This is a genomic window from Geothrix sp. PMB-07 (assembly GCF_030758935.1).
Taxonomy (GTDB): Bacteria; Acidobacteriota; Holophagae; order Holophagales; family Holophagaceae; genus Geothrix.
The window spans coordinates 3,817,713-3,843,334 of record NZ_CP132333.1; the positions used below are offsets into that span (position 1 = coordinate 3,817,713).

Consider the following 25,622-nt stretch of genomic DNA (forward strand, 5'->3'; position numbering starts at 1 on the left):
TCGTCGGAAACGGAAGGGGCGGGAGATCAGCCTTCGATGGAGAAGGCCGCGGGTTCTTCCTCCGCCATGGCCGGATCCAACTCTTCGCGGGTGAGCATCTCGACATCGATGCAGAGCGCGTTGAGTTCCTTCTTGACGACGTTGAAGCTCTCGGGGAGGCCGGGATCCTTGATGGTCTCGCCCTTGATGATGGCCTGGTAGATCTGGGTGCGGCCGTGCATGTCGTCGGACTTGTAGGTGAGCAGTTCCTGCAGAACGTGCGCCGCTCCGTAGGCTTCCAGCGCCCACACTTCCATCTCGCCGAAGCGCTGGCCACCGAACTGGGCCTTGCCGCCGAGAGGCTGCTGGGTGATGAGGCTGTAGGGCCCAATGCTCCGGGCGTGGATTTTGTTATCAACCAAGTGGTGCAACTTGAGCATGTAGACGCAGCCCACGTTCACGGGCTGCTCAAAGGCCTCGCCGGTCATGCCATCGAAGAGCATGGTCTTGCCGGTGATGTCGGGGCCCAGCTTGTTGTTCTTCTCCCATGCCTGGACCAGGAAGCCCTTGATGTCGGCTTCGCGCGCGCCGTCGAAGACGGGCGTGGAGAAGTGGACACCGAGGGTCTTGCCCGCCCAGCCCAAGTGGCACTCGAGCACCTGGCCGATGTTCATACGGGAAGGCACGCCGAGGGGGTTCAGCACGATGTCGACGGGACGGCCATCGGGCAGGTAGGGCATGTCCTCCACGGGGAGGATGCGGCTGACCACACCCTTGTTACCATGGCGGCCGGCCATCTTGTCACCCACCTGCAGCTTGCGCTTGACGGCCACGTAGCACTTGACGGTCTTGAGCACGCCGGGCATCAGCTCGTCACCCTTGACCAGACGCTCCATGCGCTCGTTCAGGATGTCGCGCAGCACCTTGAGCTGACTCTCGGTCTTATCGAGGATGTCCAGCACTTCAGCGTTGATGCGCGTCTTCCCAGCGGCCACCGAGATCTGGCGGAAGCGGTGGTAGGGCACGGCCTCCAGCATGTTCTGGGTGAGCTTCTTGGCCTTGGGCAGCAGTTCCTTGCCCTTGTCATCCGTGAGGACTTCGTCGAGTTCCTTGCCCTTGAGCAGGGACACGACCTTCTTCTTGGCCTCGGCGCGGATGATGCGCTCCTCGTCGGAGAGATCCTTCTCCCACTTGGCCATCTGGTCGCGCTCGATCTGCTGGGTGCGCAGATCCTTCTCCTGGCCCTTGCGGGTGAAGACCTTGATGTCGACCACGGTGCCTTCGATGCCCGGGGGCACCGTGAGACTGGCATCCTTCACATCGCTGGCCTTCTCGCCGAAGATGGCGCGGAGCAGCTTCTCTTCAGGAGACAGGATGGTCTCGCCCTTGGGCGTGACCTTGCCCACCAGGATGTCGCCGTGACGAACCGTGGCACCGGTGCGGATGATGCCGCTGTCGTCGAGGTTCTTGAGGGCCTCTTCGCGGACCTGGGGAATGTCGCGGGTGATCTCTTCAGGACCCAGCTTGGTGTCGCGGGCGTGGACCTCGAACTCCTCGATGTGGATCGTGGTGTAGAGGTCTTCCTTCACGACGCGCTCGGAAATCAGGATCGCGTCCTCGAAGTTGTAGCCGCGCCAGGGCATGTAGGCCACGACGAGGTTGCGGCCCAGGGCCAGTTCGCCGTGATCGGTGCAGGGGCCATCCGCGAGGATCTGGCCCTCGGTGACGTACTCGCCCTTCTTCACGAGGGGGGTCTGGTTGAGGCAGGTGTTCTGGTTGCTGCGGGCGAACTTCACCAGCGTGTAAATGTCCACGCCGCTCTCTTCGCCTTCGGTTTCGGGATCGTCCTCCACGCGCACCACGATGCGGTTGGCATCGACGGTTTCCACGATGCCGGAGCGGCGGCAGACCACACAGGCACCGGAATCCTTGGCGGCCACGTACTCCATGCCGGTGCCCACGATGGGGGCCTCGGTGCGGATGAGGGGCACGGCCTGGCGCTGCATGTTCGCGCCCATGAGGGCTCGGTTGGCGTCGTCGTTCTCAAGGAAGGGGATGAGGCTGGCGGCCACGGAAACCACCTGCTTCGGGCTCACATCCATAAGGGTGACCTTGTCGCGGGAGACGATCTTGGTCTCGCCGGCGACACGCACCGTGACATCCTCGTCCTGGATGGCGCCGTCCTTGTCCACACGGACGTTGGCCTGCGCGATGACGTGTTCATCCTCTTCCCAGGCCGAGAGGTAGAAGGCGTGCATCTCGTACTTGGCGGGACGCTTGCCGGCCTTGGTGAGCTTCTTGTTCTCTTCCTCAAGATCCTCGAGGCGCACCACTTCCATGTAGCCCAGCTTGGAATCGCCCACACTGGTGACCTTGGCGAAGTGGACGATGCGGCCGTTCTCCACCTTCAGGTAGGGGCTTTCGATGAAGCCGAATTCGTTGATGCGGGCGTAGCAGGACAGTGAGCTGATGAGGCCGATGTTCGGGCCTTCAGGCGTTTCGATGGGGCAGATGCGGCCGTAGTGCGAGGTGTGCACGTCGCGGACTTCAAAGCCCGCACGGTCGCGGCTGAGGCCGCCGGGTCCGAGGGCGGAGAGGCGGCGCTTGTGGGTGATCTCGGACAGGGGGTTGGTCTGATCCATGAACTGGGAGAGCTGGCTGCTGCCGAAGAACTCCTTCATGGCCGCGATGACCGGCTTGCTGTTGATGAGATCGTGCGCCTGCACAGGGTTGTTGGGATCCTGCGCGATGCTGAACTTTTCCTTGATGGCCCGCTGCACACGCACCAGGCCCACACGGAAGCCGTTCTCCAGCAATTCACCCACGGATCGCACGCGGCGGTTGCCCAAGTGGTCGATGTCGTCAGCGCGAACCGGAGCCACTTCGCCGATGTCCTGGCGGGTGGTGTCATACTTCTTCAGACGCAGCAGGTAGTGGATGGTCTGGATGAAGTCGTCGGTGCCCAGGGTGCGGAAATCCAGGTCGGTACCCAGTCCCAGCTTGGCGTTGATCTTGTGGCGACCCACCTTGCTGAGGTCGTACTTCTGGGCATCGAAGAACATGCCGAAGAGCAGCTTCTTGCTGGATTCCAGCGTGGCGGGTTCACCGGGCCGGATCTTCTTGAAGAGCTCCTTGGCGGCCTCTTCGCTGTCCTCGGTGTGATCCTTCGCCAGCGTCTCGGAGAGCACCTTGCCGGTGGCGTCCGCTTCGGGGAAGCACACGTCGAAGGATTGCACGTCATTGGCCAGGAACATTTCCAGGTGGGTCTGGAGGAAGGGTTCGTTCGCTTCCATGAGCACTTCACCGGTGTTCATGTTCACGATGTCCTGCAGCAGGACGGCGCCATCCAGCATTTCGCGGGACACCGGCACATCCTTGATCCCGGCCTTCTCCATCTGCTCGAGGATGCGGCGGGTGATCTTCTTGTCCTTGGCCAGGACCACTTCCTTGGTCTTGGGGTTCTTCACGTCCTCTTCAGTCTTCTTGCCCTGCAGATGGTCGCCCACGGCGACGCTCAGCTTGCCCTTCTTCAGGAAGAAGGTGGCGGGCGTGTAGAAGTGGCGGAGGATGGGCTCATTGGAGCTCAGGCTCTCGCTGAAGAGGCCGAGGGCGCGCATGAAGGTGGCGCCCAGGAATTTGCGCTTGCGATCGATGCGAGCGTAGAGCAGACCCTTGGCATCCAGCTCAAACTCGATCCAGGAGCCGCGATAGGGAATGATCTGGGCGCTGTAGAGGCTCTTGTCCGGAGCGATGCTGAAGAAGACACCGGGGCTGCGGTGCAACTGACTCACGATCACGCGTTCGGTGCCGTTGATGATGAAGGTGCCGCGGTCGGTCATGATCGGCAGGTCGCCGAAGTAGACTTCCGAATCCTGGCTCTGCTTGAAGCGGCGGTTGCCCTTGTCGTCCTTGTCGAACTGGTTGAGGCGCACGCGGATCTTGAGGGGGGCCGCCATGGTGGAGCCGCGCTCCACGCACTCGTCCATGCCCATCTTCTGCTTCATCGAGACGGGCTCTTGGCACACGTCACAGATGGTCGCCGCGTTCTTGTTGCGGGTGCCGCACTTGGGGCAGTCCACCGTGGGATCCTTCGGGTGGTCCGACACGATGCTGTGGCCGCACTGCTTGCACTCGGTGCGCAGGTGCTCGAGGCCCAAGTACTTTTCGCACTTGCAGGCCCAGTGCCCCACGGTGTAGTCGAGGAATTCGACTTCCAGATTGGCGTCGCTGCCATCCGGATTCTTGCCGTTGTGCACGGGGAACATGGATTCAAACACAGCCTTCAGGCCGCGCCCTTCCCGCTCCGAGTGGAGGAGGTTCATCTGGAGGAATTCGTCGTAGCTCCGCTTCTGAATGTCGATCAGGTTCGGAATGGGAACCAGGGACCGGATCTTCGAGAAGTTGTGGCGCTGGCGGTAGATGTTCTGCTGAACACTCATGGTTCGCTCCAGGTGAAGTTGGCGGAACCTTCTAGGACGGCACACAGCACGGGGATTGACAGCTGCGGGCCTTGAGCAAAGACGGCTTTATCCCGAGACCGCAGCCCCGGGATTGATTCAATGTTGAGACTGCTTCTGGCCCCGGTACACAACGATGGCCACCCCGCCACCCATCAGTGGAAGGTGCAGCCCAGAAACGAGGATGGCGCGACGACGACGGGCGTTTGGCAACCAGGGGCCTTTATGGGGGCAAAACCGTGCGGGAATACCGGACGGAAGGAATAATCGTACCACATCCAGACAAAACCGCAAAGCGTAAGGTGCGAGACGCACCCCACGCTTTGCGTTAATGCTGTGATCGAACTACTTGATCTCGACCTTGGCACCAGCGGCTTCAAGCTTTTCCTTGATCTTGCCGGCTTCGTCCTTGGAAATGCCTTCCTTGACGGCCTTGGGAGCGCCGTCAACCAGATCCTTGGCTTCCTTGAGGCCCAGACCGGCGACGATCTCGCGGACAGCCTTGATGACGTTCAGCTTGTTCGCGCCGGCGTCAGCCAGGATGACGTTGAATTCGGTCTGCTCTTCGGCGGCAGCCGCAGGAGCAGCGCCACCGCCCGCGGGAGCGGCAGCAGCGGCAGCAGACACGCCGAAGCGGTCTTCCAGGGCCTTGACCAGGTTGGCCAGGTCGAGGACGGTCATGGATTCGATTTCAGTGATGAGCTGATCGGCAGTGAGAGCCATGATGGTCTCCTAAATGCGTAATGAGGTTTTAGATTCGGGGTTGAGGGGCTACTCGCCGGCCTTCTGCTTGCGGACGCCATCGAGGACGACTGCCAGACCGGAGATGGGGTACTGCATGAGGAACAGCAGCTTGGAAATGAGCACTTCGCGGCTGGGCAGGTCGGCGAGGACCTGAAGCTGCTTGGCGTCGATCAGCTTGCCATCCATGACGCCAGCCTTGAAGGTGGCAGCCGGATTGTCCTTCAGGAAGCCATTGACAGCCTTGGCCAGGGCGATGACATCGTCCTTGGTGGTGGCGATGGCGCTGGAACCCTTGAAGGAACCGCCCAGAGCTTCAAAGGAGGTGTCCTTCACGGCCAGGCGGAGCAGGGTGTTCTTGCTGACGCGGTACTGGGCCTTGCTCTCACGGATGCTCTTGCGGAAGGCAGTATCTTTGCCCACCACGAGACCCTTGAACTCAATCACGACGGCAGATGTGGCCGACGCAAAGGTTTCCTTGAGAACGGCGACTTCGGCGATCTTCTTGTTCTTTTCCATGGTCAGCCTCCTACTTCTCAACGCTGGTGTTGAGGGTGACCGAGGGGCCCATGGTGGAGGCGATGTACATCGTCTTCACATATTTGCCCTTGGCCGTGGCAGGCTTGGCCTTGTGAACGGCATCGATGAGCGCCTTGGCATTCTCTTCCAGCTTTTCGACGCCGAAAGAAAGCTTGCCAACGGGCGCGTGGATGATGCCGGTCTTGTCGACACGGTATTCCACCTTGCCGGCCTTGATTTCCTTGATGGCCTTGACCACGTCGAAAGTCACGGTTCCGGTCTTGGGGTTGGGCATGAGGCCGCGGGGGCCCAACACCTTACCCAGGCGGCCAACGCCCTTCATCATGTCAGGGGTCGCGACCAGGGCATCAAAATCGAGGAATCCACCGGCGATCTTCTCCACCAGTTCATCCCCACCCACGATCTCGGCGCCCGCAGCTTCCGCTTCCTTGATCTTCTCGCCACCTGCGATCACTGCCACACGCATGGTCTTGCCCGTTCCGTGGGGCAGGACGATGGTGCCACGGACCATCTGGTCCGCGTGGCGGGGATCCACACCGAGCCTCATGTGCACTTCCACTGTCTCGTCGAACTTGGCGAACGCCGCGTCCTTCACAACGGTGAGAGCATCCTTCAACTCGTAGGGGCGATCCTCGATCTTGGCCGCGGCAGCCCGGTACTTCTTTCCAGGTTTTGCCATTTTGGCTCCATTCGAACGATCTCCCGCGATGACGGTCGCGGTGGCCGGGATCGCCGCACGGCGCGGCTTTCCAACAAAAACGAAATTCAGAAACGGGGCTCGCGCGGGCTCGGGACCCGCGCGAAAAACATTTAGTCGATGACTTCGACGCCCATGGAGCGGGCGGAGCCGGCAATGGAACGGACGGCCGCTTCGAGGCTGCCGGCCGTGAGATCAGGCATCTTCACCTTGGCGATCTCAGCGAGCTGGGCCTTGGTGATCTTGCCAACCTTCTGCTTGTTGGGCGTGGCGCTGCCCTTGTCGAGGCCGATCTTCTTCTTGATCAGCACGGCGGCAGGCGGGGTCTTCAGGATGAAGCTGAAGCTGCGATCCGCATAGACGGTGATGACGACGGGAAGGGTGGTGCCCTTCTCAACAGCCGTCACAGCCTTCGCGTTGAACTGCTTCACGAACTCCATGATGTTCACACCGTGCTGGCCCAGCGCGGGGCCCACGGGAGGCGCAGGCGTCGCCTCGCCGGCGGGCAGCTGCAGCTTGATGTAGCCAGTGATTTTCTTTGCCATTGGATGGCTCCCGCAGAGGATTCCGGCGCATGCCGGCGACGTCCGCCTTGTAGGGTGAGGGCTCGAAAACCCATCAGCCGGGTTGAAAAGGTCCCGGTCCACAAGGACCGGGACTGAAAAGTCTACCAAAAGGAGCTTGAAATGTCTTCAGGAAAGGGTGCAGAAGCCAGAGTCTGGCTTTGCCAGGCGAGGGCGTGGGGGCTCCGGGGGCGTAGCGCGCAGCGCGGTCCCCCGGACAGCATCACCGTTTCTCGACCTGGATGAAATCCAGTTCGACGGGGGTGGAACGGCCGAAGACCGTCACCATCACCTTGATGGTGGAGCGTTCCTCGTGGATCTCCTCCACGTCGCCCTCGAAATTGGCGAAGGGGCCATCGATGATGCGAACCTTCTCGCCCTTCTCGAAGTGGTACTTCGGCTTGGGCTTTTCCTGCGTCTCTTCGGTGTGGTGCATGATCTGGCGGACTTCCTCGTCCGTCAGGGGCGTGGGCCGCTTCTTGTTGGCCCCCACGAAGCTCGTGACCTTGGGCGTGTTGCGGACCAGGTGCCAATCGGCATCGGCCATCTCGACAGAACCATCGGGCTTGCGCTCCACCTGGATCTGCACGAGCAGGTAGCCAGGGAACGACTTGCGCTTCTTGACGACACGCTCCTTCTTGCCGGACTTCGCGTCGACCTTCATCTCTTCGTAGGTCTCTTCGGGGATCTGGATGTCGCCGAAGCTCTCGTCGCGCTCTTCCATCTTGATGCGCTGACGGAGATGCTCCATCACCTTGGCCTCGTAGCCGGAATAGGTGTGGATGATGAACCACTTCAGCTCGCGCCCCTGGACCTGGGTCGAGGCGCTCTGCGGAGTGTCCTGGGGGGTGCTGATGAGATCGGTCATGGTTGCCTCCGCTTCAGCGGGCCTTCAGGAAGAAGAACGCGAAGCCCTTGGTAAACACATAGTCCACGGCCCAAAGGAACGCCCCGACGAACACCGAAACGACCACCACGGTCCATGCGGAGGCCATGACCTTCTCTTTGCTGGGCCAATCCACCCGGTTGAGCTCGGCCGCAAGATCTTTGGCCTGTTGCTTGATGGCACCGATCACGATGGACCCCGTGGAAAGGACGTCGATCAGAAAAACCTGGCCCCGAGCGGGTTCGCCGGGGCCAGAACGTGGCAGGGGAGACAGGGATCGAACCCGCGACCTGCGGATTTGGAGTCCGCTGCTCTACCAGCTGAGCTACTCCCCTGTGGGACCGCCCGGCTTCTGGTGGAGCCGGGCGGGAAACCCTGGTCGAGACCTACTTCGTCTCGCGGTGGATCTTGTAACCGCCACAGAAGCGGCAGAACTTGTTGAATTCAAGCTTGCCCGTGGTGGTCTTCTTGTTTTTGGTGGTGCTGTAGTTCTTACGCTTGCATTCCTGGCACTGCAGGTGAACGATGTCGCGCATTTGGACCTCCTAAGTCGGAGGGCGGTCTGGCTTAGGCCAGGATCTCGCCCACGTTGCCGGCGCCCACGGTGCGTCCACCCTCACGGATGGCGAACTTCAGGCCCTTGTCCATGGCGATGGGCTGGATCAGCTCGACCGTCAGGGTGACGTTGTCGCCAGGCATCACCATTTCGCGGCCAGCCTCGAGCTCGATGGAACCGGTCACGTCGGTGGTGCGGAAGTAGAACTGGGGGCGGTACTTGTTGAAGAAGGGGGTGTGGCGTCCGCCCTCTTCCTTCGTCAGCACGTACACCTGGGCGTTGAACTTGGTGTGGGGGGTGATGCTGCCGGGCTTGGCGAGCACCTGACCGCGCTCCACGTCCTTGCGCTCCACGCCGCGGAGCAGGATGCCGGCGTTGTCACCAGCCTGGCCCTGATCCAGGGACTTGCGGAACATCTCGACGCCGGTCACGACCTTCTTGACGGTGTCCTTGAGGCCGATGATTTCGATTTCCTCGCCGACCTTGACGATGCCCTGCTCGATGCGGCCGGTCACCACGGTGCCGCGACCGGTGATGGTGAACACGTCCTCAACAGGCATGATGAAGGGCTTGTCGATGGCGCGGGTGGGATCGGGGATGTAGGCATCAACGGCAGCCATGAGCTCATGGATGCAGGCGCAGTCAGCGTGATCCGGAGTCTCGGCGTGATCCAGGGCCAGACGGGCGGAACCCTTGATGATGGGGATCTCGTCGCCGGGATACTGGTAGGAGGAGAGCAGATCGCGGATTTCCATCTCGACCAGCTCGGCGAGCTCGGGGTCGGCGATGTCGATCTTGTTCATGAAGACCACGATGTAAGGCACACCGACCTGACGGGCGAGCAGGATGTGCTCACGGGTCTGGGGCATGGGGCCGTCCGTGGCAGCCACCACCAGGATGGCGCCGTCCATCTGGGCCGCGCCGGTGATCATGTTCTTCACGTAGTCGGCGTGGCCAGGGCAGTCGACGTGCGCGTAGTGGCGCTTCTCGGTCTGGTACTCGACGTGGGCGGTGTTAATCGTGATCCCGCGGGCCTTCTCTTCGGGCGCGGAGTCGATCTGATCGTAGGACTTGGTCTCGCCACCGAACTTCTTGGACAGCACAAAGGTGATGGCAGCGGTCAGCGTCGTTTTGCCGTGATCCACGTGGCCGATGGTGCCGATGTTGACGTGGGTTTTCGAGCGGTCGAATTTCTCTTTGGCCACGGATTACCTCCTGAAGGGTGGGAGAGAAGATGAAGGGAAACTGTTCGAAGCAAAAGGGTGGAGCCCACAACCGGGCTTGAACCGGTGACCTCTTCCTTACCAAGGAAGTGCTCTACCGCTGAGCTATGTGGGCTTTGAACCTTCCTGCCCGGAGGCAGGGGCCTTGCCATCTGCCGGGCGGAACCGGCGGATGGGGAGGGTGGAGCGGGAAACGGGGTTCGAACCCGCGACATTCAGCTTGGAAGGCTGACGCTCTACCAACTGAGCTATTCCCGCGGTGGAACTGACCGTGAACGGGACCCAGGCTTTCCCAAAGGGAAGGACTGGTGCCGAGAGAAGGATTCGAACCTCCGTAACGCGTTGCGTGGCAGATTTACAGTCTGCTGCCATTAACCACTCGGCCATCTCGGCATGCTTGTCCGGCGCCCCTCCCGGGGCTTGTCAATCACTCCTGGGTGACCCCAGGAGGGCTCCCAAACGAAGCCCCGTAGGGCTGCGTGTCAGGGTCACTGCGAGGCAGGGCTTTCCTGACAGGGAACTCGAAAGGTATCACGGCATCGTGACACCCTCAAGAGGAAACTTCTCGGCTGCCATCCCCGCGGCGCGCCAGGACGCGAAACAGGGTGATCGCCGCCGCGGCGGAAACGTTCAGGCTTTCGATGCCGCCGGGCATGGGAATGTGCAACAGCCCGTCGCACCGCTCCTGGATCTTGAGGTGCAGGCCTTCCCCTTCAGCGCCCATGACGAGCACCGTGGCGCGGTCAAAGGGTTCCTCAAGGTAATCCCGGCTCCCCTCACCCGCAGCCAGTCCGTAGATCCAGGCTCCCGCCTCCTTGAGGTCATCCAGGGCCCTTCCCAGGTTCACCACGCGGCACACAGGCACTCGTCCCGCGGTCCCGGCGCTGGCACGAACCACCGTCTCATTCACAGCGGCAGAGCGCCGCTCAGGCAGGATCACACCATCCACGGCGGCGGCCGCGGCAGAACGGAGAATGGCTCCAAGGTTGTGGGGATCGGTGACACCATCCAAGGCCAGCAGCAGGGCTGCGTCCCCCTTCATCCGCACCGCTGCGGCCACATCCTCGAAGGCCGCATAGGCAAAGGGGCCGCCTTCCCCCAGCACGCCCTGATGCCGCTGGCCCTGGGCGCGGCGATCCAGGCTTTCCATGGGCTCGCGATGGATGACCACACCTGCGGCACGGGCTTCGGAAATCAGCTTCGCCACCCGCCCGAAGGCGGCAGGCGCCACCCAGAGGGAATGCAGCTCCCCTCGGGCGACCGCCTCCTCGCAGGCGTGAGGGCCCAGAAAACGCATCTAGAACGTCTTCTTGTAGCCGAGGGCCATGATGTGGCCCATGCCTTCCAGGCGCTGGCGGGTGCCCACCGGACGATAGCCTGCCGAACTCCACACACCATTCAGCCGAGAGGTGTCAAGATCCTCGCTCTGGCGGTACTGAAAGCCCAGATTCAGCTCGCCGCCCCACATCTTCCGCCCGAGCCCAGCAGAGAAAGCCGCCGTGCGGGACCCGCCCAGCAGGGGCTCAGTGGCGTTCTCCTGGACACTGCGCTGATCCAGCGAGAGTCCCCCGCGAAGGGTCCAGAACTTGCCCATCTCGACTTCCGCGGACAGGAATACACCCAGGTGGCTCTTCCCACGTGGCAGTTCCCAGGGGGCGGAGACCGTTCCTGAAGGCGTCTGGATGGAGGCAAAAGCAGGCGTCTGCAGGCTCGCGGAGGTCCAGCGCAGATCAGCTTCCCAGGTCACCATGGGATTGAGGCGATGACGCACGCCGAACGTCGTTTGCGAGGGCAGTTCCAGGTTCCCCTGGCCTGCTGAAGCCTGGGATCCAGCCAGCATCGTTGCGACACGAGCGTTCGTCCCGAGCGGTGGTGCGCTCAGACCGTCATTGGCGTAGGCGCCAAGGGCGGCATCGCGCAATCCGGCTTTCAGGCTGGGTTCGCCCTTCAGGCCTGATTGGTGCGCGAAACCCAGGGTCCACCGGGGACTGAGCGCCCAGCGGGCCCCCAGCGAATAGCTCGGCACCACCTTGTTGCCGCTCTGCCCCACGCGCTGCTCCACCAGACCATTCACAGCATTGGTGCCCGAGGCAGGCACCCTGGGATCATTGGGCACATTCAAGCGCATCACGCTGCTGGATTCAAACGACAGACGCGCCACGCCCACACCGAAGCCCACGGAAATGTTCGGGTTGAGGGCCCAGGCCGCCTGGATTTCCATGCGCCGCGCGGAAAGATCGATGGCATCGCCCAGGTAGCGGCTGGGGGCATCATCAGGCAGCTTGCCGTGGCGGAGGTAGGGCTCGTCCACCTTCAGACCCAAGGTCCAACCTGAAGCCATGCGAGTGGCAAAGCCGAAGGCGCCGATGGCGCGATTGCGATCTGTGCTGAAGCGCGATTTCAGATCTGATTCGAGGCTTTCCTGGAAGGAGGCCATTTCCAACCCACCCGCCAAATAGAAGCCGCCCTTCTCTTTGAGGGAGGCCAGCAGGGAGGGATTGGTGGCCGCAGCTTCCAGGCTGTAACCGTAGGCCACCTGCGCGCCGCCACGGGCAATGCCAACCGGATCAGAGGCGGGCAAGGCCATGCTTTGGGCGGCGGCCGGAAGGGCGCACACGCCCAGCGCCAGACCCAGCCCCATCACTCCACGAACCACTTCGGCCATACCCTACGCCTCCCGAGACACGCTTCTTGAATGATCCGAACCCGGGAAGGGTTCAAACCCAAGGCTCCAGGATCGCCAAAAGATCACGATTCACCAAGCGAAGTGTTCCAACCCGATTCCCGGTTAGTGTTCCGATTCCCCCATGAACCGCACCAGCAGGCGATCCACCAGTTCCCAGATCTCCAGGAGGGCCGCCAGGCACATCGCCAGGCCGATGCCCAGGGCCACGGACCGGCCCCAGGGGCCGATGACGGCCCGGCAGAACGTGGGCCAGTGCCAGAGGGCCGTGGGCAGCTTCAGCCGCCCGTAGAACGCCAGCGTGGACAAAAGCATCCCACCCCAAAGCAGGTAGAAGAATCTGAGCGCTCGCAGGAGGACGTCCCAGGCGAAGGGACGGGGGCGGGAAACAGGCATGGAGGGACCAGCATAACCGGGGAAGGGGGAAACGCCGCCCGGAAGGTGGCGCCCCACGATCACCCGTGGAGCGTCTGCCATCCGAGGCGGAGGATCAGCGCCGCCACCACCGCAATGAACACACCCCGGACCCAGCCACTGCCCTTGTTGAGGGCCACATGGGCTCCCAGGTAGCCCCCCACCCCATTGGCCACCGCCATGCCCAGGGCCACGGAGGGAATCCAGCTGCCCTGCCAGACGAAAAGCCCCATGGCCGTGAGATTCGAGGCCCAGTTCACACTCTTGGCCATGGCCGAGGCCCGCAGGAAATCAAAGCCCAGGATGGCCACGAAGAGGAAGATCAGCAGCGATCCCGTGCCCGGGCCAAAGAAACCATCGTAGAAGCCCAGGGCCGCCGCGATGAGCGCCGCCAGCCCACGCTGATGCCCCAGCCCATAGCGCGGGGCATGCAGCTGCCCCAGATCCGGCTTGAGCAGGGTGAAGGCCAGCATGGCCACCAGCAACGCCAGCATCACGGGCCTCAGAAAGTCGCCATGCACCCGGTAAGTGAGCCAGACCCCGAAGCAGGCGCCTGCGGCCGAAGCCAGTACGGGGCCGATCATCTCCCGCCAGGCGAGGGTGCCCGAGCGCAGGAATTTCCCCGCGGCCATGGTGGTGCCCGTGCAGGCCACCACCTTGTTGGTGCCAAGCAGGGTCGGCAGGGGCGTACCCGCAGGTAGGGCGATCATGAGCGCGGGCACGGTGATGAGCCCACCCCCGCCCACGATGGCGTCGATGAACCCCGCCAACAGCGCGGCGAGCATGAGCAAAAGGAGGGTAGGCAGCGAGAGCATCGAGGCGAAGGCCTAAAAAGCTGCGGCCCGCGAAGGGCCGCAGAAACCAGAAACAGGCTATCCCCTTAGACCTTCAGAATCTCGACCTCTTTATGCTTCATGGCCTCGTCGATCTCTTTGATGTGAAGGTCCGTCAGCTTCTGGATGTCATCCAGGGCCTTCTTGGCCGCATCTTCGGAAAGCGGGGCCTCCTTGATCTTCTCAAGCTTCTTCACGTCCTCATTGGCATCCCGGCGGATGTTGCGCACACCAGTCTTGATCTCCTCGCCCAGGCGATGCAGCACCTTCACCAGTTCCCGGCGGCGCTCTTCGGTGAGCATGGGGATGGGCAGGCGGATGACGTTGCCATCGTTGCCAGGGTTGATGCCCAGCTCGGATTTCAGGATGGCGGTCTCGATGGCCTTGATGGCGCTCTTGTCGAAGGGCTGCACCACCAGCATCCCAGCCTCGGGCACGGACACTGTGGCCATCTGATTCACGGGCACCACGGATCCGTAGTACTCGACATGGACGTTGTCCAGCAGGCTGGCGTTGGCGCGACCCGTGCGGATGGTGGTCATCTCCTTCTTCAGGGCTTCCACGGACGAATGCATCCGGCGCTTGGCTTCCTGGAGGATGGTGTCGGGAGTCGGGATGGACATGATGACCTCACTTGTACAGCCTTCACTTTATACCGCAGGGGACGGTCCGCCGCAGGCTCCCCCCTGCGTGCTAGAGTGGGGGCACTTCCCCCGAGGTACCCATGCGCACCCTCCGCCTGTTGGCCCCTTTGGCATCCCTGGTCCTCATCCCTGCATGGGCCGCCGCCCCGGCTTCCACCGAGATGGCCATCACCAGCGCCGACGGCTTCGCCCTCAAGGGCACGCTCACGCTGCCAACCGCCAAGGGCAAGGTTCCGGTGGTCATCCTGGCCCATCAATTCGGCTCCAATCGTTCCGGCTGGGCGCCCCTGGCGGATCGCTTGGCCGCCCGTGGCATCGGCACCCTGGCCCTGGACCTGCGGGGCCACGGAACCAGCACCCAGAAGAACGGCGCGCCACTGGCCGTAACCCCGAACCTGCCGGCCTCGGCCAAGGCGGTGGGGTTGGATCAGATCCCGGCCGACCTCGCCAAGGCCGCCACTTGGCTCCGCAAGCAGCCCGGCGTGGATGGTCGCCGCATCGGCCTGGCGGGCGCCAGTCTGGGCGCGTTCTCCGCGCTGCTGGCCACCCACGACGTCCACGCCCTCGCCGTGCTTGGTCTCAGCCCCGCAGGCAACGTGGCCTTTGGCGACGCAGCCAAGGAGCACCTGAAGCATGCGGTGCTCAAAGGCCGCGCCTCCACGCTGATCCTCACGTCTTATGGCGATAAGGAATCCACGGAGAACGCCACCTCCCTGAAGGATCTGCCCGGCGTCACCCTGAGCGCCGTCGATGGCGAGGCCCATGGCTTCGACTTCCTCAAGGACCGCGCCGACCTCATGGCCGTCTTCTTCGGCGAATACCTCACCTACCACCACACGGGGAAGACATACGCCGCTGCCGCTGCCAAGCCTGCCAGCACCCCGAAAAACGTCATCAACGAGCAGACTCTGGCAGAGCGCGCCAAGGGTGAGGCCCCGAAGTAGCAGGTTTTCGGCCCGTCCGAACAGACCAAGGGCGGCTCCCTCCGAGCCGCCCTTGCTGTTGTTGGTCCCCAGATTAGTGGAACTGCTGGGCCTCCGTGGAACCCACCAACGCCAACGTGGAAGCCAGACCGCCACTGATGGCCTGGGCCACTTCGTCGAAGTACCCGGTGCCCACCTCGCGCTGGTGCTTGGTGGCCGTGTAGCCCTTCTCTTCCGAGGCGAACTCCGCCTCCTGCAGCCGGGCGTAGGCGGTCATGTGCTCGGTGCGGTAGGCGCTGGCCAGTTCAAACATGCCGTGGTTGAGGCTGTGGAAGCCCGCCAGGGTGATGAACTGGAACTTGTAGCCCATGGCGTTCAGCTCCTTCTGGAAGGTGGCGATCTCCTCATCTGAGAGCTTCTTCTTCCAGTTGAAGGAGGGCGAGCAGTTGTAGGCCAGCATCTTGCCGGGGAACTCGGCGTGGACCCCCTCGGCGAACTCGCGTGCCTCCTTCAGGTCTGGCGTGGAGGTCTCGCACCAGATGAGGTCGGCATAGGGCGCGTAGGCCTTGGCCCGGGCGATGGCCATCTGGACGCCACCGGTGATGCGGTGGAAGCCCTCGGGCGTGCGCTCGCCGGTGAGGAAGGGCTTGTCCCGGTCGTCGATGTCCGACGTGATCAGGCGGGCCGAGTCCGCATCGGTGCGGGCGATGATGAGGGTGGGCGCGTCCATGACATCCGCCGCCAGGCGAGCTGCCACCAGGGTGCGGATGAAGTGGGCGGTGGGAATGAGGACCTTGCCGCCGAGGTGGCCGCACTTCTTCTCGCTGGACAGCTGATCCTCGAAGTGGACGCCGGCCGCGCCTGCCTCGATCATGCCCTTCATGAGCTCGTAGGCGTTGAGGGGGCCGCCGAAACCGGCCTCGGCGTCGGCCACGATGGGCAGGAACCAGTCACGGGTGATGCCGCCCTCGCCATGCTCCACCTGATCCGCCCGCTGCAGGGCGCCGTTCAGACGCTTGACCAGGGCCGGCACCGAGTTGGCCGGATAGAGGCTCTGGTCCGGATAGGTCTGGCCTGAGAGGTTGGCATCCGCCGCCACCTGCCAGCCCGAGCAGTAGATGGCCTTGAGGCCCGCCTTGGCCATCTGCACCGCCTGCCCGCCACTAAGGGCGCCCAGGGCGCGGGTGGGCTCGTCGTTCTGGAGCAGCTTCCAGAGCTTGCGGGCACCCATGAGGGCCAGGGTGTGCTCGATGCGGATGCTGCCGCGAAGCTTCTTCACCGTCTCAGCGGTGTAGGGCCGGGTGATGCCCTCCCAGCGCTGGGCGGTGAAATCATCTTCGACAGGGGGGATGGGGAAACGGGGGGTCATGGGGCACCTCGAAATGGGTTATGGGTGGCGTGATGTCAAAGATTGACTTATTCTGGTTCGAGTCAATGAACAACTGATTTGATAGGGGTTGAATTGAAAATTTCAGTCAATTCGCTTTGTGGATTTTGTAAACATCTGTAAACGAGGCCCCATGCCCTCAGCCGCCCCCACCAAGCCCGCCGCCCGCCTCGGCGCCAAGATCCGCCTCCTCCGCCGTCAGGAGGGCCTGAGCCAGGTCCAGCTGGCCGAATCGCTGGGCATCAGCCCCAGCTACCTGAACCTCATCGAGGGGAACAAGCGGCCGCTCACAGCGCCCCTGCTCATCCGCCTGGCCCAGCAGTTCAAGTTGGACTTGAAGGCCTTGGCCCCGGAGGAAGACCAGCGGCTGTCGGATGACCTCATGGAGGTCTTCGGCGATCCGCTCTTCGAGCCCATGGGTTTGCAGGCGCAGGATGTGCGTGAGCTGGTGCAGAACAACCCCCAGCTGGGCCGGGCGGTCTTCGAGTTGTACCGGGCCTATCAGCATTCCCAGGACAGCCTCGACACCCTGTCGGCCAAACTCAGCGATGGCCAAGGCTTCGACCCCGAGGCCACACGCCTGCCCTCGGAAGAGGTGGGCGACTTCATCCAGCAAGCCATGAACCACTTCCCGGAGCTGGAGACCGCCGCCGATGCCCTGTGGGCCACTGCCAACCTCGAGCCGGACCAGCCCTACCCTGGCCTCCTAGCCGTCATTGAGACCAGGGGCATCACGGTCCGCATCCACCGGGTGTCCGAAGGCCCGGGGCTGCTGCGCCGCTTCGATCCGGACCGCCGGCTGCTCAGCCTCTCGGAACTGCTGCCCCAGCGCAGCCGCACCTTCCAGCTGGCCCACCAGCTGGCCCTGCTCGATCACAGCGATCTTCTGGAGCGCCTCACCACCCACCCGCTGCTGCGCACCAGCGGCTCCCGGGCCCTGGCTCGGGTGGCGCTGGCCAACTACTTCGCCAGCGCCGTGCTGATGCCCTACGAGCGCTTCCTGCGTGCCGCCAAGCTGGAGCGCTACGACATCGACATCCTTGCCAGGCGCTTCCAGGCCAGCTTCGAGCAGGTCTGCCACCGCCTCACGACGCTGCGCCGTCCCGGTGCCGAGGGCGTGCCCTTCCACTTCCTGCGTCTGGATATCGCCGGAAACATCTCGAAGAGCTTCTCCGCCTCGGGCATCCGCTTCGCGCGCTTCAGCGGCGCCTGTCCGCGGTGGAACGCCCATGCGGCCTTCCTCACACCAGGCCTCATCCGCACCCAGATCAGCGAAATGCCCGACGGCCGCAAGTACTTCTGCATCGCCCGCACCCTGCAGAAGGACACCGGCGGCTACCGCGGCCAGCACGCCATGCAGGCCGTGGGCCTGGGCTGCGACATGGGCCACGCGAAGGAGCTCATCTATGCCGACGGCCTGCGGCTGGACCAGCCACCCGTGCCCATCGGTGTGACCTGCCGACTCTGCGAGCGCACCGACTGCGAGCAGCGCGCCTTCCCGCCCCTGCAGCAGGCCTTCAAGGTGGAGGAGAACCTCCGACGGACCAGTTTCTACGCCCGCATCGAGGGAAGCTGAGCCGGGGTTTTAACGTCGCCCCAGCCGCGCCGCCGGTTCTTCGATCCAGCGGTGGGCCAGGGCCGCACCCAGAATCGCCAACCCCAGGGCCAGGCTGAAACCCGGGTTACCCGTCACGTGGGGTGCCACCAGTTTCATGGTGAAGGGGTGCAGAAGGTAGAGGCCGAAACTCCAGTCGCCCAGCTTGGCGAGCGCCTTCCCCACCCGACCTGGCTCGCCATTCTGTGTGAAGGCCGCCAGGGCCACGAGAAGGGTGATGACAAGCAGGTAGCGGTAGCGCAGCCAGCCCGTCAGCGCGACCAGGTGATCGAAGAACTGCGGCGTGGGCTTCAGCAGCAGCCACAGCATGGGCAGGGCGAGGAGCAGCGCCACCTTGGGATTCAAGCGCTCTTCGGTGACCGCATGCAAACCTGCCAACAGACCGCCCCAGGCCAGGAGGAAGAGTTGGTTGGGGGCCAGGACGTAGCTGTGGAATCGATTCCAGGGTTCCTGGGCCATGACGCCATGCAGGGTGGGTGGAAGGCTCCACAGCCAGAGCCCCAGGGCCAAGGTCGCCAGAAACCAGAGTCCTCCCTTCTCCCGCAACCAGGCCAGGGCTGGGTAGGCGAAGTAGAGCAGGGCCACCAGACCCACGTACCACCCGCCGGTGACCAGCGCGTGGTTGGGATGGATGGCCCCGAAGGTGAGGGTCAGGTTTTCCAGGATGAAGCGCCAGGAAGGATCGGGCCCCATGCCCAGGTGGAAGGCCACGTTCAGGAGACAAGCCAGGTAGAAGATGGGCGCCAGGCGCAGGAAACGCCGCAGCCAGAAGCGGCCCAAGCCTTCTTTTTGAATGCGCGGCCAGGAGGCCGTGCGAAACAGCAGGAAGCCGCTCAGCACGAAAAAGGCCGACACCCCGTAATTCCCCAGCTTCGCGAAAGCCATGTTCTGCCCGGAACCGGATCGCGTCAGATCGAACCACACGCTGAGGTGGTACGCGGCGACGCAAAGCGCCAGGATGCCTCTCAGCGGATCGAGCCAGCCGATGCGGGTGACCTTGCTCGGTTCAGTCGCCACGGGCACTCCGGCCAGGAACGTCATGCACAGGTTCTTCAATCGGGAAGTTCAATCCACAGATTACACAGATTGCACAGAGTGAAGACGCGCCTTGAGGGCGGCTGAGACGCAGGCCGACGGCCACTTAATCTGTGCGAATCTGTGGATCCAATGCATGGTGCTTGAACGCTATCGGTAGGTCACCCCGCCCGTGCCCTTCACCAGGCGACCCAGCACCCAGGCGGGTTCTTCCGCGGCATGAAGCTCGGCGAGCACTTCGGCCAGGCGCTCGGCCTTCACCACCAGCACCATGCCCACACCCAGGTTGAGGGCCTGGCGGGCATCCTCAAGGCTGAGGCCGCCCTTCTCCATGACGAATCGGAACAGGGCCGGAATCTGCCAGCTGGCGGTGTCGATCTCGGCATCCAGCGTCTCGGGCAGCACGCGGGGGATGTTGTCGGTGAGGCCGCCACCGGTGATGTGCGCCATGGCCACCAGCTTGCCGGCCTTCACCAGGGGCATGACCTGGCTGAGGTAGCTCCGGTGAATGGCCAGCAGGGCCTCGCCCACGGTCTTGCCAGTGCCCGGCAGCGGATCGTTCACGTCCAGCTTCTCCAGCTCGAAGCAGACCTTGCGGGCCAGGGAGTAGCCGTTGGTGTGGAGGCCGCTGGAGGGCAGGCCGATGAGCACGTCGCCTTCGGCCATGGCCTCGAGCCGGGGCAGCAGGTCCGCCTCGTCCACCACGCCCACGATGGTGCCGGCCACGTCCACCTCGCCTTCGGCATAGACGCCGGGCATCTCCGCCAGCTCACCGCCGATGAGCGCCGAGCCCGCATTCTTGCAGGCGGTGGCCATGCCCTTGACGATCTGCTCGATGACTTCGGGTTCCAGCTGCTGGGCCGCGATGTAGTCCAGGAAGAAGAGGGGCCGGGCCCCCTGCACCAGGATGTCGTTGATGCAGTGGTTCACCAGATCCTGGCCCACGGTGTCCCAGATGCCGGCGCGCCGGGCCACCTTCATCTTGGTGCCCACACCATCCATGCTGCTGACGAGGATAGGCTTCGATTCGGGGAAGCGGGCATCGAACAGCCCGCCGAACAGGCCGATGTCGCTGCGGACGCCGGGGGTCTTGGTGGCCTTCACGTGGGGCTTGATGCGGCGGAGCGCCTCGTCCTGGCGGTTGATATCCACACCGCTGGACGCGTAACTGACCTTCTCGCTCATGGCCCCTCCCGAATCTTTCATGATCCCACAAGCTGATTTCCGCCCCCAGACCAAACCTCAGGCCGGAAAAGGCCTATCCTTGGAAGTGCCATGGACGCCCTTTCCGTCAACCCCCTCGGTCCAGCCACAGTGAAGGCGGTTGGTGCCCTGCCTCCCCTTGCCATCACGGCTCCGGGAGCCTCTAACAGCCTGACGGTCCAGGACCTGGCTCAAAGCCTCTTCCGGCAGAGCCTCCAGGCAGCCACCAGCTTCCCCCTCACCGAACCAGCCGGTGGCCTCCTCAATTTGGCCCCGGAGGCCACTGCGGCCCTGTTGGCCTCCCTCAGCACTCCCCAGGTGGCCACCTCCTCCACGGCCTCCCTCAGTGCCACCACCTCTCCGGCCATCCTTCAACCCACGGCGGATGCGGGCTCCACGGCCCCATCCCCAAACCCCGCCGCATCCGCGGTGAGTGACCCCCTCCCCGCCCAGGATGCCTTCGCCACCAGTTCCAGCCCGGATTTTGCGATGGAGGCGGCTCTGCGCTTTGGATCCGGTGTGATCGGTTCCAGCCCCCAGGCCTCGGTGAGCCCAAGCCGGAGCATCGACCTGGTACGCGATGCGGCCGCCGTCACCCGCCCCGGGAGCGTGCAGCCCCATGCTGGAGGCCCAGGCCCTGAGAACTTCCTCCGCACACAGACGGACCTCAGCCGCATCCTTCGGGACTACCGGACGGCTCCCGAACCTGCCCAGATCCAACCCGAGGGCCTGGATCTGATGGCCTGAGCACCCGTCAGCGAAGCAGGGCCCAGAGCAACGCGGCCCCAATGGCCACGATCCATATCTGCAGCACCCAACGGTCCACCCGCCGGGCAGGGGGCGCTGCAGATCGGGGATGGGACGGGACCTCGGTCATGGGCGCTCCATGGCAAGAGAGGCCCGGGAACCACGAAGGGTTGAGGCCTTCATGGAAATGCCTCAACTTTCCAAACCGACTTGCCGATGCGATTGGATTGGGAAGGAGGCGCACATGAACGTGAACGGACTGGGCGCCCTCAGCGCCTACACCTACCAAAGCACCCTGAGCCAAACCGGCAGCGCCGATCTGGCACTCAGTCAGGCTTTGGCCGCCAGTCAGTCTCAGGTCAACGACTTGAGTTCCCTGTTCGCCAGCGCAGGCTCAGAAGATCCTTTGGCTGCCCTCATCGGCACCTCAGGCCTGAGCGGGATGAATGCCCTGTCCTATTCCACGGCTTCGTCCCCAGGCAAAGGCTCGGAGGCCCTCCAGGCGTTGCTGGGCTCCAGCGCCCCGACCAGCAGCCTTTCCTCGCTCTTCTCCAACTCGGATGGGCTGTCCGTTTCTGCAGCCATCCTGGCGCCGGAAACCACCGCGGCCCTGATGCGCTACACCTACGATCAGAGCCAGAACCATTCGGCTTCCCTGAGTCAGGCCCTGGAGTCGGGGCAGCAGACCCTGCTGGCCTCCGGGTTGAACCTGCTGGCCTAGGAACGTGTCCAGGCCATCGGTTCCGCCTGCGTTTCGTGACCCGGGGGCTTGCGCGGCGTACACTGACACCCTCATGGTCATGCCGCCTTTTCCCCCCATTGATCGCGCCGCCTCCGAGGCCGCGGTGCGCGATCTGCTGCGAGGCCTGGGGCAGGATCCGACTTCCCCAGAGCTGAAAGACACGCCGACTCGTGTGGCCGAATTCTGGGCAGAGCGGCTGGCGGGCTATGCCATTGACCTGTCGGCAGACCTGCAACCCCTCCCCGGCGATCTGGCGCCGGTGCCCATTATTCTGGAACGCATCCCTTTCGTGAGCACCTGCGAGCATCACCTGGCGCCCTTTGAGGGCCACGCCACCATCGGGTATCTGCCCGGGGCAGGTGGCACCGTGGGCCTCAGCAAGCTGGTGCGCGTGGTGCAGGCCTTTGCCTGGCGCCTGCAGGTGCAGGAGCGCATGGCCACCCAGATCGCCGAGGCGTTGCAATCGCACCTGCGGCCAGCGGCCTGGGGTGTCGATCTGGTGGCGATCCACACCTGCATGAGCCATCGGGGCGTGAAAACACCTGGCGTGCCCGTGCGCACCACCCTCATGGGCGGCGCCTGGGAGGCGCGTCCGCCCGCGGCCTTCCGGGTCTGAAGGGCCATGTACACGGTCACCTCCAACCCCGAGCGGAACCGCCTCTATATCACCTTGGCGGGGCACCTTGAGGGCCCCGAGCGGCAGGCCGCGGCCAAAGCGCTGGTGGCGGAGGCCGCCAAGCTGAGCCAGGGCTTTGACGTGGTGACCGACATCTCCGCCCTGCACGCCACCAACGAAGAAGGCTTCAAGGACCTGCTCCGGGTGAAGGCCACCCTCAAGCTGAAGGGCGTCGGCCACATCATCCGCGTGGTGAAAATCCCCCTCAGCCGCATTCAGTTCGAGCGCATCACCGCGCAGGCCGGCTACGAAGCGGAATATGTGAACAGCCTGGAAGAGGCCGACCGGCGGCTGGATGAATTGAAGGCCGGGGCCTGAACCGCAGCCGGTTGGCCATGCCCTGTCCAATCAAGGCAGCTACCCTGGATCCATGCCCCTTCCAACCTCTGAACTGAAACTCGGCTACGAGCTGTTCTCCAAGCTGCTGAACTGGGCGGCAGGCAAGCGGCAGTCGAAGCGATTGGAGGCGCTGAAATCCGCCGCCTTCCAGGAACTGCTGAAGGGTGACGGTGCGGATCTGGATCTGGTGGCCTCGGCCCTCAAGGAGATCCACAAGGCTGCGGATACTTCCGCCAAGGCCATCCGGCTGGAAAGCCTCTACGACAGCGCCACCCATCCCCCCGCCAAGGGCAAAAAGCCCGAGCGGCGGCGCAAACCCGCCAAGAAGGACACCGCCCCCAAGCGCCGACCCCTCCAAGTGGACGGGTGATTTTTCGCCATCACTGGCCGTTTTCACCCGCCCAGTTTGGACTAGGTTGGTGGGGGAGGCCAGGGTGCTGCTGGAACTCAAAAACGAAGGCCGACACCCGGCGGGGCGACAAATCGTCACCCAGATCCAAGACCTCATTCAGGAAGGTCACCTGAATCCCGGCGAATGCCTGCCTTCCACCCGCCGCCTGGGCGAACAGCTGGGCCTCCACCGCTCCACCATCGCGAATGCCTATCAGGAGCTCTGGGCCCTGGGTTGGCTGGAACTGCGTCCGGGCACCCTGCCCCGGGTTCGGCGCCGAGGCGCCCTGAAGACGGCCGCCACGCCGCTCACCGGCCAATTCCCTTGGGCCGAGCGGATGGTGGTTCCGCCACCGGAGCCCATGCCCGTGCCCAACCCTGCCGAGACGCCCGTCTCCTTTAACACCCTCGGCATGGATCCCCGCCTCATGCCCGTGGAGCCCCTGGCCCGTTCCCTGAAGGCCGTACTGCGCCGGGAAGGCGCCCAGTTGCTGGATTACGGCGATCCCCAGGGCCTGCAGACCTTCCGCGAATGCCTGTCCCACCGGATGGCCCAGCATGGGATCACGGCCTCACCCGAAGAGATCCTGGTCACCCACGGGGCGCAGCAGGCCTTGGACCTGGCCCTGGCGGGGCTCACCCGGCCCGGAGATGCGATTCTGGTGGAATCCCCCACCTACAACCAGATGCTGAAGCTCCTGGCCCTGCGTCGGGTGCGGCCCCTGGCCATTCCCACCGGGGCGACGGGATTGGATCTGGCGGCACTCGAAGCCCTGATCCAGAAGGAAAAACCGGCCCTGCTCTACACCATGCCCAGCTTCCAGAACCCCACGGGACGGAGCCTCACCCAGGCCCAGCGCGAGGGCCTCCTGGCCCTGTGCGAGCAATACGCCCTGCCCATTCTGGAGGATGGCTTCGAGGAGGAGATGACCTACTTCGGGCGCCCGGTCCTCCCCCTGAAATCCATGGATCGAAGTGGGCTGGTGCTCTACTCCGGCACCTTCTCCAAGGTGCTCTTCCCTGGCCTGCGCGTGGGCTGGCTGGTGGGTTCCAGGGCTTGCGTCGAAACCCTCGCCACGGTTCGCCGGGCGGTGGACCTGGGCACCCCGCCTCTGCTGCAGGCGGCCCTGGAGGATTTCATTCGCAAAGGCCACTTCGACCAGCACCTCGCCCGCCTGCACCGCGCCTTCCGCCGGCGCATGACGGCCTGCCTGGCCGCCCTGCGCCGGGAACTGGATCCCGAACAGGTGCGTTGGGAGGCCCCCCTCGGGGGCTACCTCGTCTGGTTGAAGGTGGAGGGCCTTCCCACCTCCCTGGATTTGGAGGAGGCACTCCTGGCACACGGCATTCAGGTGCGCTCGGGGAACCGCTTCTTCATCGAAAGTCAGGAAGGCGGCCCCTACCTCCGGCTCTCCATTTCCAACCTCGACGAGACTGACATCGCCCGGGGCATCGCCCGTCTGGGCGCAGGCCTGCGGGCGCTGAAGGCCGCGCACGCCCTCACCCTCTAAATCCCTTCTATTCCAAAGCCCCACCCGCGCGGCCCCGGCCCCGCCAGGAGAAGTCATGCCTTTCGTGAACGCTTATGCCGATGCCACCCGGGCCGCCGCCTACGCGGAACTGACCTTTCCGGGCACGTACCACTTGGCGTTTCGGGATCTGCCGCAGCTTCTCGGCAGGCCTTTCGCGGGAGCGCTGGTCCTCGATTTCGGTTGCGGCGCGGGAAGGTCCACCCGTTTCCTGAAGGCCCTGGGTTTCGACACCGAAGGGGTGGATCTTTCTGAGGCCATGCTCCGTCAGGCTCGCCAGCGCGATCCCCAGGGCACCTACCTCCAGGTGCCGGACGGCGATCTCTCCCTGCTCGCCAGCGGGCGCTACGACCGCATCCTGTCGGCCTTCACCTTCGACAACGTGCGCGTGGAAAGCAAGGCGCCCCTGTTCCGCCACCTGGCACGCTTGCTGAGGCCCGGCGGACGCCTGCTCAACCTGGTCAGTTCCGAAGAACTTTACCAACTGGAGTGGGCTTCCTTCAGCACCGCCCCCTTCCCGGCCAACCGCACCGCCCGCTCTGGCGACCCCGTGTTCACGGTCATGAAAGACGTGCCCGATGCGCGGCCCGTGGAGGACATCTGCTGCCCCGAAGCCGATTTCCTGAGCCTGTACCAGGCCGCGGGCCTGCGCCGCATCCAGGCCCATCGGCCCCTCGGCCACACATCCGAACCCTTCGAGTGGATCCACGAAACCACCGTCGCCCCCTGGCGCATCGACGTGCTGGAAGTGCTCCCGCCCAAGCCTCCGGCGGCCCTGGGCCGCCTGTTCGGCCTGTTCACCGGCGCCTGCTGACCTCCG

At 64.1% G+C, this 25,622-nt stretch carries 27 protein-coding genes and 4 tRNA genes; 9 read left to right on the forward strand and 22 right to left on the reverse strand.

Annotation, left to right across the window (positions count from 1 at the left end; translation table 11 throughout):
- Positions 1–26 precede the first annotated feature (26 nt).
- The 18 genes from rpoB to frr form a co-directional block, all read right to left on the reverse strand.
- Positions 27–4,418 carry a DNA-directed RNA polymerase subunit beta gene (rpoB, locus tag Q9293_RS16600; protein ID WP_306248446.1) on the reverse strand — a complete coding sequence of 1,464 codons (4,392 nt, stop codon included), beginning with the start codon at positions 4,416–4,418 and terminating at the stop codon, positions 27–29.
- Between the two features lie 363 nt (positions 4,419–4,781).
- The gene (rplL, locus tag Q9293_RS16605) at positions 4,782–5,159 is read right to left on the reverse strand and encodes a 50S ribosomal protein L7/L12 (protein ID WP_306248448.1); all 378 of its coding nucleotides are present in this window, start codon (positions 5,157–5,159) and stop codon (positions 4,782–4,784) included.
- Between the two features lie 48 nt (positions 5,160–5,207).
- Positions 5,208–5,696: a 50S ribosomal protein L10 gene (gene rplJ, locus Q9293_RS16610; protein ID WP_306248450.1), complete on the reverse strand. Its 489-nt coding sequence runs from the start codon at positions 5,694–5,696 to the stop codon at positions 5,208–5,210.
- A 10-nt stretch (positions 5,697–5,706) separates the two neighbouring features.
- The gene (rplA, locus tag Q9293_RS16615) at positions 5,707–6,396 is read right to left on the reverse strand and encodes a 50S ribosomal protein L1 (protein ID WP_306248452.1); all 690 of its coding nucleotides are present in this window, start codon (positions 6,394–6,396) and stop codon (positions 5,707–5,709) included.
- A 131-nt stretch (positions 6,397–6,527) separates the two neighbouring features.
- On the reverse strand, positions 6,528–6,959 hold the full coding sequence (gene rplK, locus Q9293_RS16620) for a 50S ribosomal protein L11 (protein WP_306248454.1): 432 nt from the start codon (positions 6,957–6,959) through the stop codon (positions 6,528–6,530).
- Positions 6,960–7,200: 241 nt separating this feature from the next.
- Positions 7,201–7,728, reverse strand: a complete 528-nt coding sequence (gene nusG, locus Q9293_RS16625) for a transcription termination/antitermination protein NusG (protein WP_372342226.1) — start codon at positions 7,726–7,728, stop codon at positions 7,201–7,203.
- Between the two features lie 130 nt (positions 7,729–7,858).
- Positions 7,859–8,053, reverse strand: coding sequence for a preprotein translocase subunit SecE (gene secE, locus Q9293_RS16630; protein WP_306248458.1), 195 nt, complete (start codon positions 8,051–8,053; stop codon positions 7,859–7,861).
- Positions 8,054–8,122: 69 nt separating this feature from the next.
- Positions 8,123–8,198: transfer RNA gene (locus tag Q9293_RS16635), tRNA-Trp, on the reverse strand.
- 51 nt (positions 8,199–8,249) lie between these two features.
- Positions 8,250–8,399 carry a 50S ribosomal protein L33 gene (rpmG, locus tag Q9293_RS16640; RefSeq protein WP_306248460.1) on the reverse strand — a complete coding sequence of 50 codons (150 nt, stop codon included), beginning with the start codon at positions 8,397–8,399 and terminating at the stop codon, positions 8,250–8,252.
- A 31-nt stretch (positions 8,400–8,430) separates the two neighbouring features.
- Entirely contained in the window at positions 8,431–9,624 is a 1,194-nt protein-coding gene (tuf, locus tag Q9293_RS16645; protein ID WP_306248463.1) for an elongation factor Tu, read from the reverse strand.
- A gap of 58 nt (positions 9,625–9,682) precedes the next feature.
- A tRNA-Thr gene (locus Q9293_RS16650) sits at positions 9,683–9,757 on the reverse strand.
- A gap of 67 nt (positions 9,758–9,824) precedes the next feature.
- Positions 9,825–9,900 (reverse strand) — tRNA-Gly (locus Q9293_RS16655).
- A 48-nt stretch (positions 9,901–9,948) separates the two neighbouring features.
- Positions 9,949–10,035, reverse strand: a tRNA-Tyr gene (locus tag Q9293_RS16660).
- 157 nt (positions 10,036–10,192) lie between these two features.
- The gene (gene rlmB / locus Q9293_RS16665; protein ID WP_306248465.1) at positions 10,193–10,939 is read right to left on the reverse strand and encodes a 23S rRNA (guanosine(2251)-2'-O)-methyltransferase RlmB; all 747 of its coding nucleotides are present in this window, start codon (positions 10,937–10,939) and stop codon (positions 10,193–10,195) included.
- Positions 10,940–12,307: an OmpP1/FadL family transporter gene (locus Q9293_RS16670; protein ID WP_306248467.1), complete on the reverse strand. Its 1,368-nt coding sequence runs from the start codon at positions 12,305–12,307 to the stop codon at positions 10,940–10,942.
- 123 nt (positions 12,308–12,430) lie between these two features.
- Positions 12,431–12,721 (reverse strand): hypothetical protein, encoded by a 291-nt coding sequence (locus Q9293_RS16675; protein ID WP_306248469.1) that lies wholly within the window; start codon positions 12,719–12,721, stop codon positions 12,431–12,433.
- Between the two features lie 59 nt (positions 12,722–12,780).
- Complete coding sequence (locus Q9293_RS16680; protein ID WP_306248471.1) at positions 12,781–13,554, reverse strand: TSUP family transporter; 774 nt, start codon at positions 13,552–13,554, stop codon at positions 12,781–12,783.
- 65 nt (positions 13,555–13,619) lie between these two features.
- Complete coding sequence (gene frr / locus Q9293_RS16685; RefSeq protein WP_306248473.1) at positions 13,620–14,195, reverse strand: ribosome recycling factor; 576 nt, start codon at positions 14,193–14,195, stop codon at positions 13,620–13,622.
- A gap of 101 nt (positions 14,196–14,296) precedes the next feature.
- Between frr and Q9293_RS16690 the strand changes: the two genes are divergently transcribed.
- Positions 14,297–15,160 carry a S9 family peptidase gene (locus tag Q9293_RS16690; protein WP_306248475.1) on the forward strand — a complete coding sequence of 288 codons (864 nt, stop codon included), beginning with the start codon at positions 14,297–14,299 and terminating at the stop codon, positions 15,158–15,160.
- Between the two features lie 73 nt (positions 15,161–15,233).
- Here the strand turns inward: Q9293_RS16690 and aceA are convergent, their stop codons facing one another.
- On the reverse strand, positions 15,234–16,508 hold the full coding sequence (gene aceA / locus Q9293_RS16695; protein WP_306248477.1) for an isocitrate lyase: 1,275 nt from the start codon (positions 16,506–16,508) through the stop codon (positions 15,234–15,236).
- A gap of 151 nt (positions 16,509–16,659) precedes the next feature.
- Here aceA and Q9293_RS16700 point away from each other — a divergent pair, with 151 nt between their 5' ends.
- Entirely contained in the window at positions 16,660–18,102 is a 1,443-nt protein-coding gene (locus Q9293_RS16700; protein ID WP_306248479.1) for a short-chain fatty acyl-CoA regulator family protein, read from the forward strand.
- A 9-nt stretch (positions 18,103–18,111) separates the two neighbouring features.
- Here Q9293_RS16700 and Q9293_RS16705 read toward each other — a convergent pair whose 3' ends face one another.
- Both Q9293_RS16705 and purM read right to left on the reverse strand, forming a co-directional pair.
- Entirely contained in the window at positions 18,112–19,158 is a 1,047-nt protein-coding gene (locus tag Q9293_RS16705; RefSeq protein ID WP_306248481.1) for an acyltransferase, read from the reverse strand.
- A 168-nt stretch (positions 19,159–19,326) separates the two neighbouring features.
- Positions 19,327–20,361 carry a phosphoribosylformylglycinamidine cyclo-ligase gene (gene purM / locus Q9293_RS16710; protein ID WP_306248482.1) on the reverse strand — a complete coding sequence of 345 codons (1,035 nt, stop codon included), beginning with the start codon at positions 20,359–20,361 and terminating at the stop codon, positions 19,327–19,329.
- 90 nt (positions 20,362–20,451) lie between these two features.
- On the opposite strand from purM, the gene Q9293_RS16715 reads away from it, so the two are divergent.
- Positions 20,452–21,126: a hypothetical protein gene (locus tag Q9293_RS16715; protein ID WP_306248485.1), complete on the forward strand. Its 675-nt coding sequence runs from the start codon at positions 20,452–20,454 to the stop codon at positions 21,124–21,126.
- A gap of 7 nt (positions 21,127–21,133) precedes the next feature.
- On the opposite strand, the gene Q9293_RS16720 is transcribed toward Q9293_RS16715, so the two are convergent.
- Positions 21,134–21,256, reverse strand: coding sequence for a hypothetical protein (locus tag Q9293_RS16720; protein ID WP_306248487.1), 123 nt, complete (start codon positions 21,254–21,256; stop codon positions 21,134–21,136).
- A 114-nt stretch (positions 21,257–21,370) separates the two neighbouring features.
- Between Q9293_RS16720 and Q9293_RS16725 the strand changes: the two genes are divergently transcribed.
- From Q9293_RS16725 to Q9293_RS16750, 6 genes are all read left to right on the forward strand, one after another.
- Entirely contained in the window at positions 21,371–21,847 is a 477-nt protein-coding gene (locus Q9293_RS16725) for a hypothetical protein (protein ID WP_306248489.1), read from the forward strand.
- A 79-nt stretch (positions 21,848–21,926) separates the two neighbouring features.
- A complete protein-coding gene (gene folE, locus Q9293_RS16730; RefSeq protein WP_306248491.1) occupies positions 21,927–22,484 on the forward strand; it encodes a GTP cyclohydrolase I in 558 nt (185 codons plus the stop codon).
- Between the two features lie 6 nt (positions 22,485–22,490).
- Positions 22,491–22,862, forward strand: coding sequence for a hypothetical protein (locus tag Q9293_RS16735; protein ID WP_306248493.1), 372 nt, complete (start codon positions 22,491–22,493; stop codon positions 22,860–22,862).
- Positions 22,863–22,914: 52 nt separating this feature from the next.
- A complete protein-coding gene (locus Q9293_RS16740) occupies positions 22,915–23,253 on the forward strand; it encodes a hypothetical protein (protein WP_306248495.1) in 339 nt (112 codons plus the stop codon).
- A gap of 64 nt (positions 23,254–23,317) precedes the next feature.
- The gene (locus Q9293_RS16745) at positions 23,318–24,784 is read left to right on the forward strand and encodes a PLP-dependent aminotransferase family protein (protein WP_306248497.1); all 1,467 of its coding nucleotides are present in this window, start codon (positions 23,318–23,320) and stop codon (positions 24,782–24,784) included.
- Between the two features lie 55 nt (positions 24,785–24,839).
- Positions 24,840–25,616 (forward strand): bifunctional 2-polyprenyl-6-hydroxyphenol methylase/3-demethylubiquinol 3-O-methyltransferase UbiG, encoded by a 777-nt coding sequence (locus Q9293_RS16750; protein ID WP_306248498.1) that lies wholly within the window; start codon positions 24,840–24,842, stop codon positions 25,614–25,616.
- The last annotated feature ends 6 nt before the right edge of the window (positions 25,617–25,622 follow it).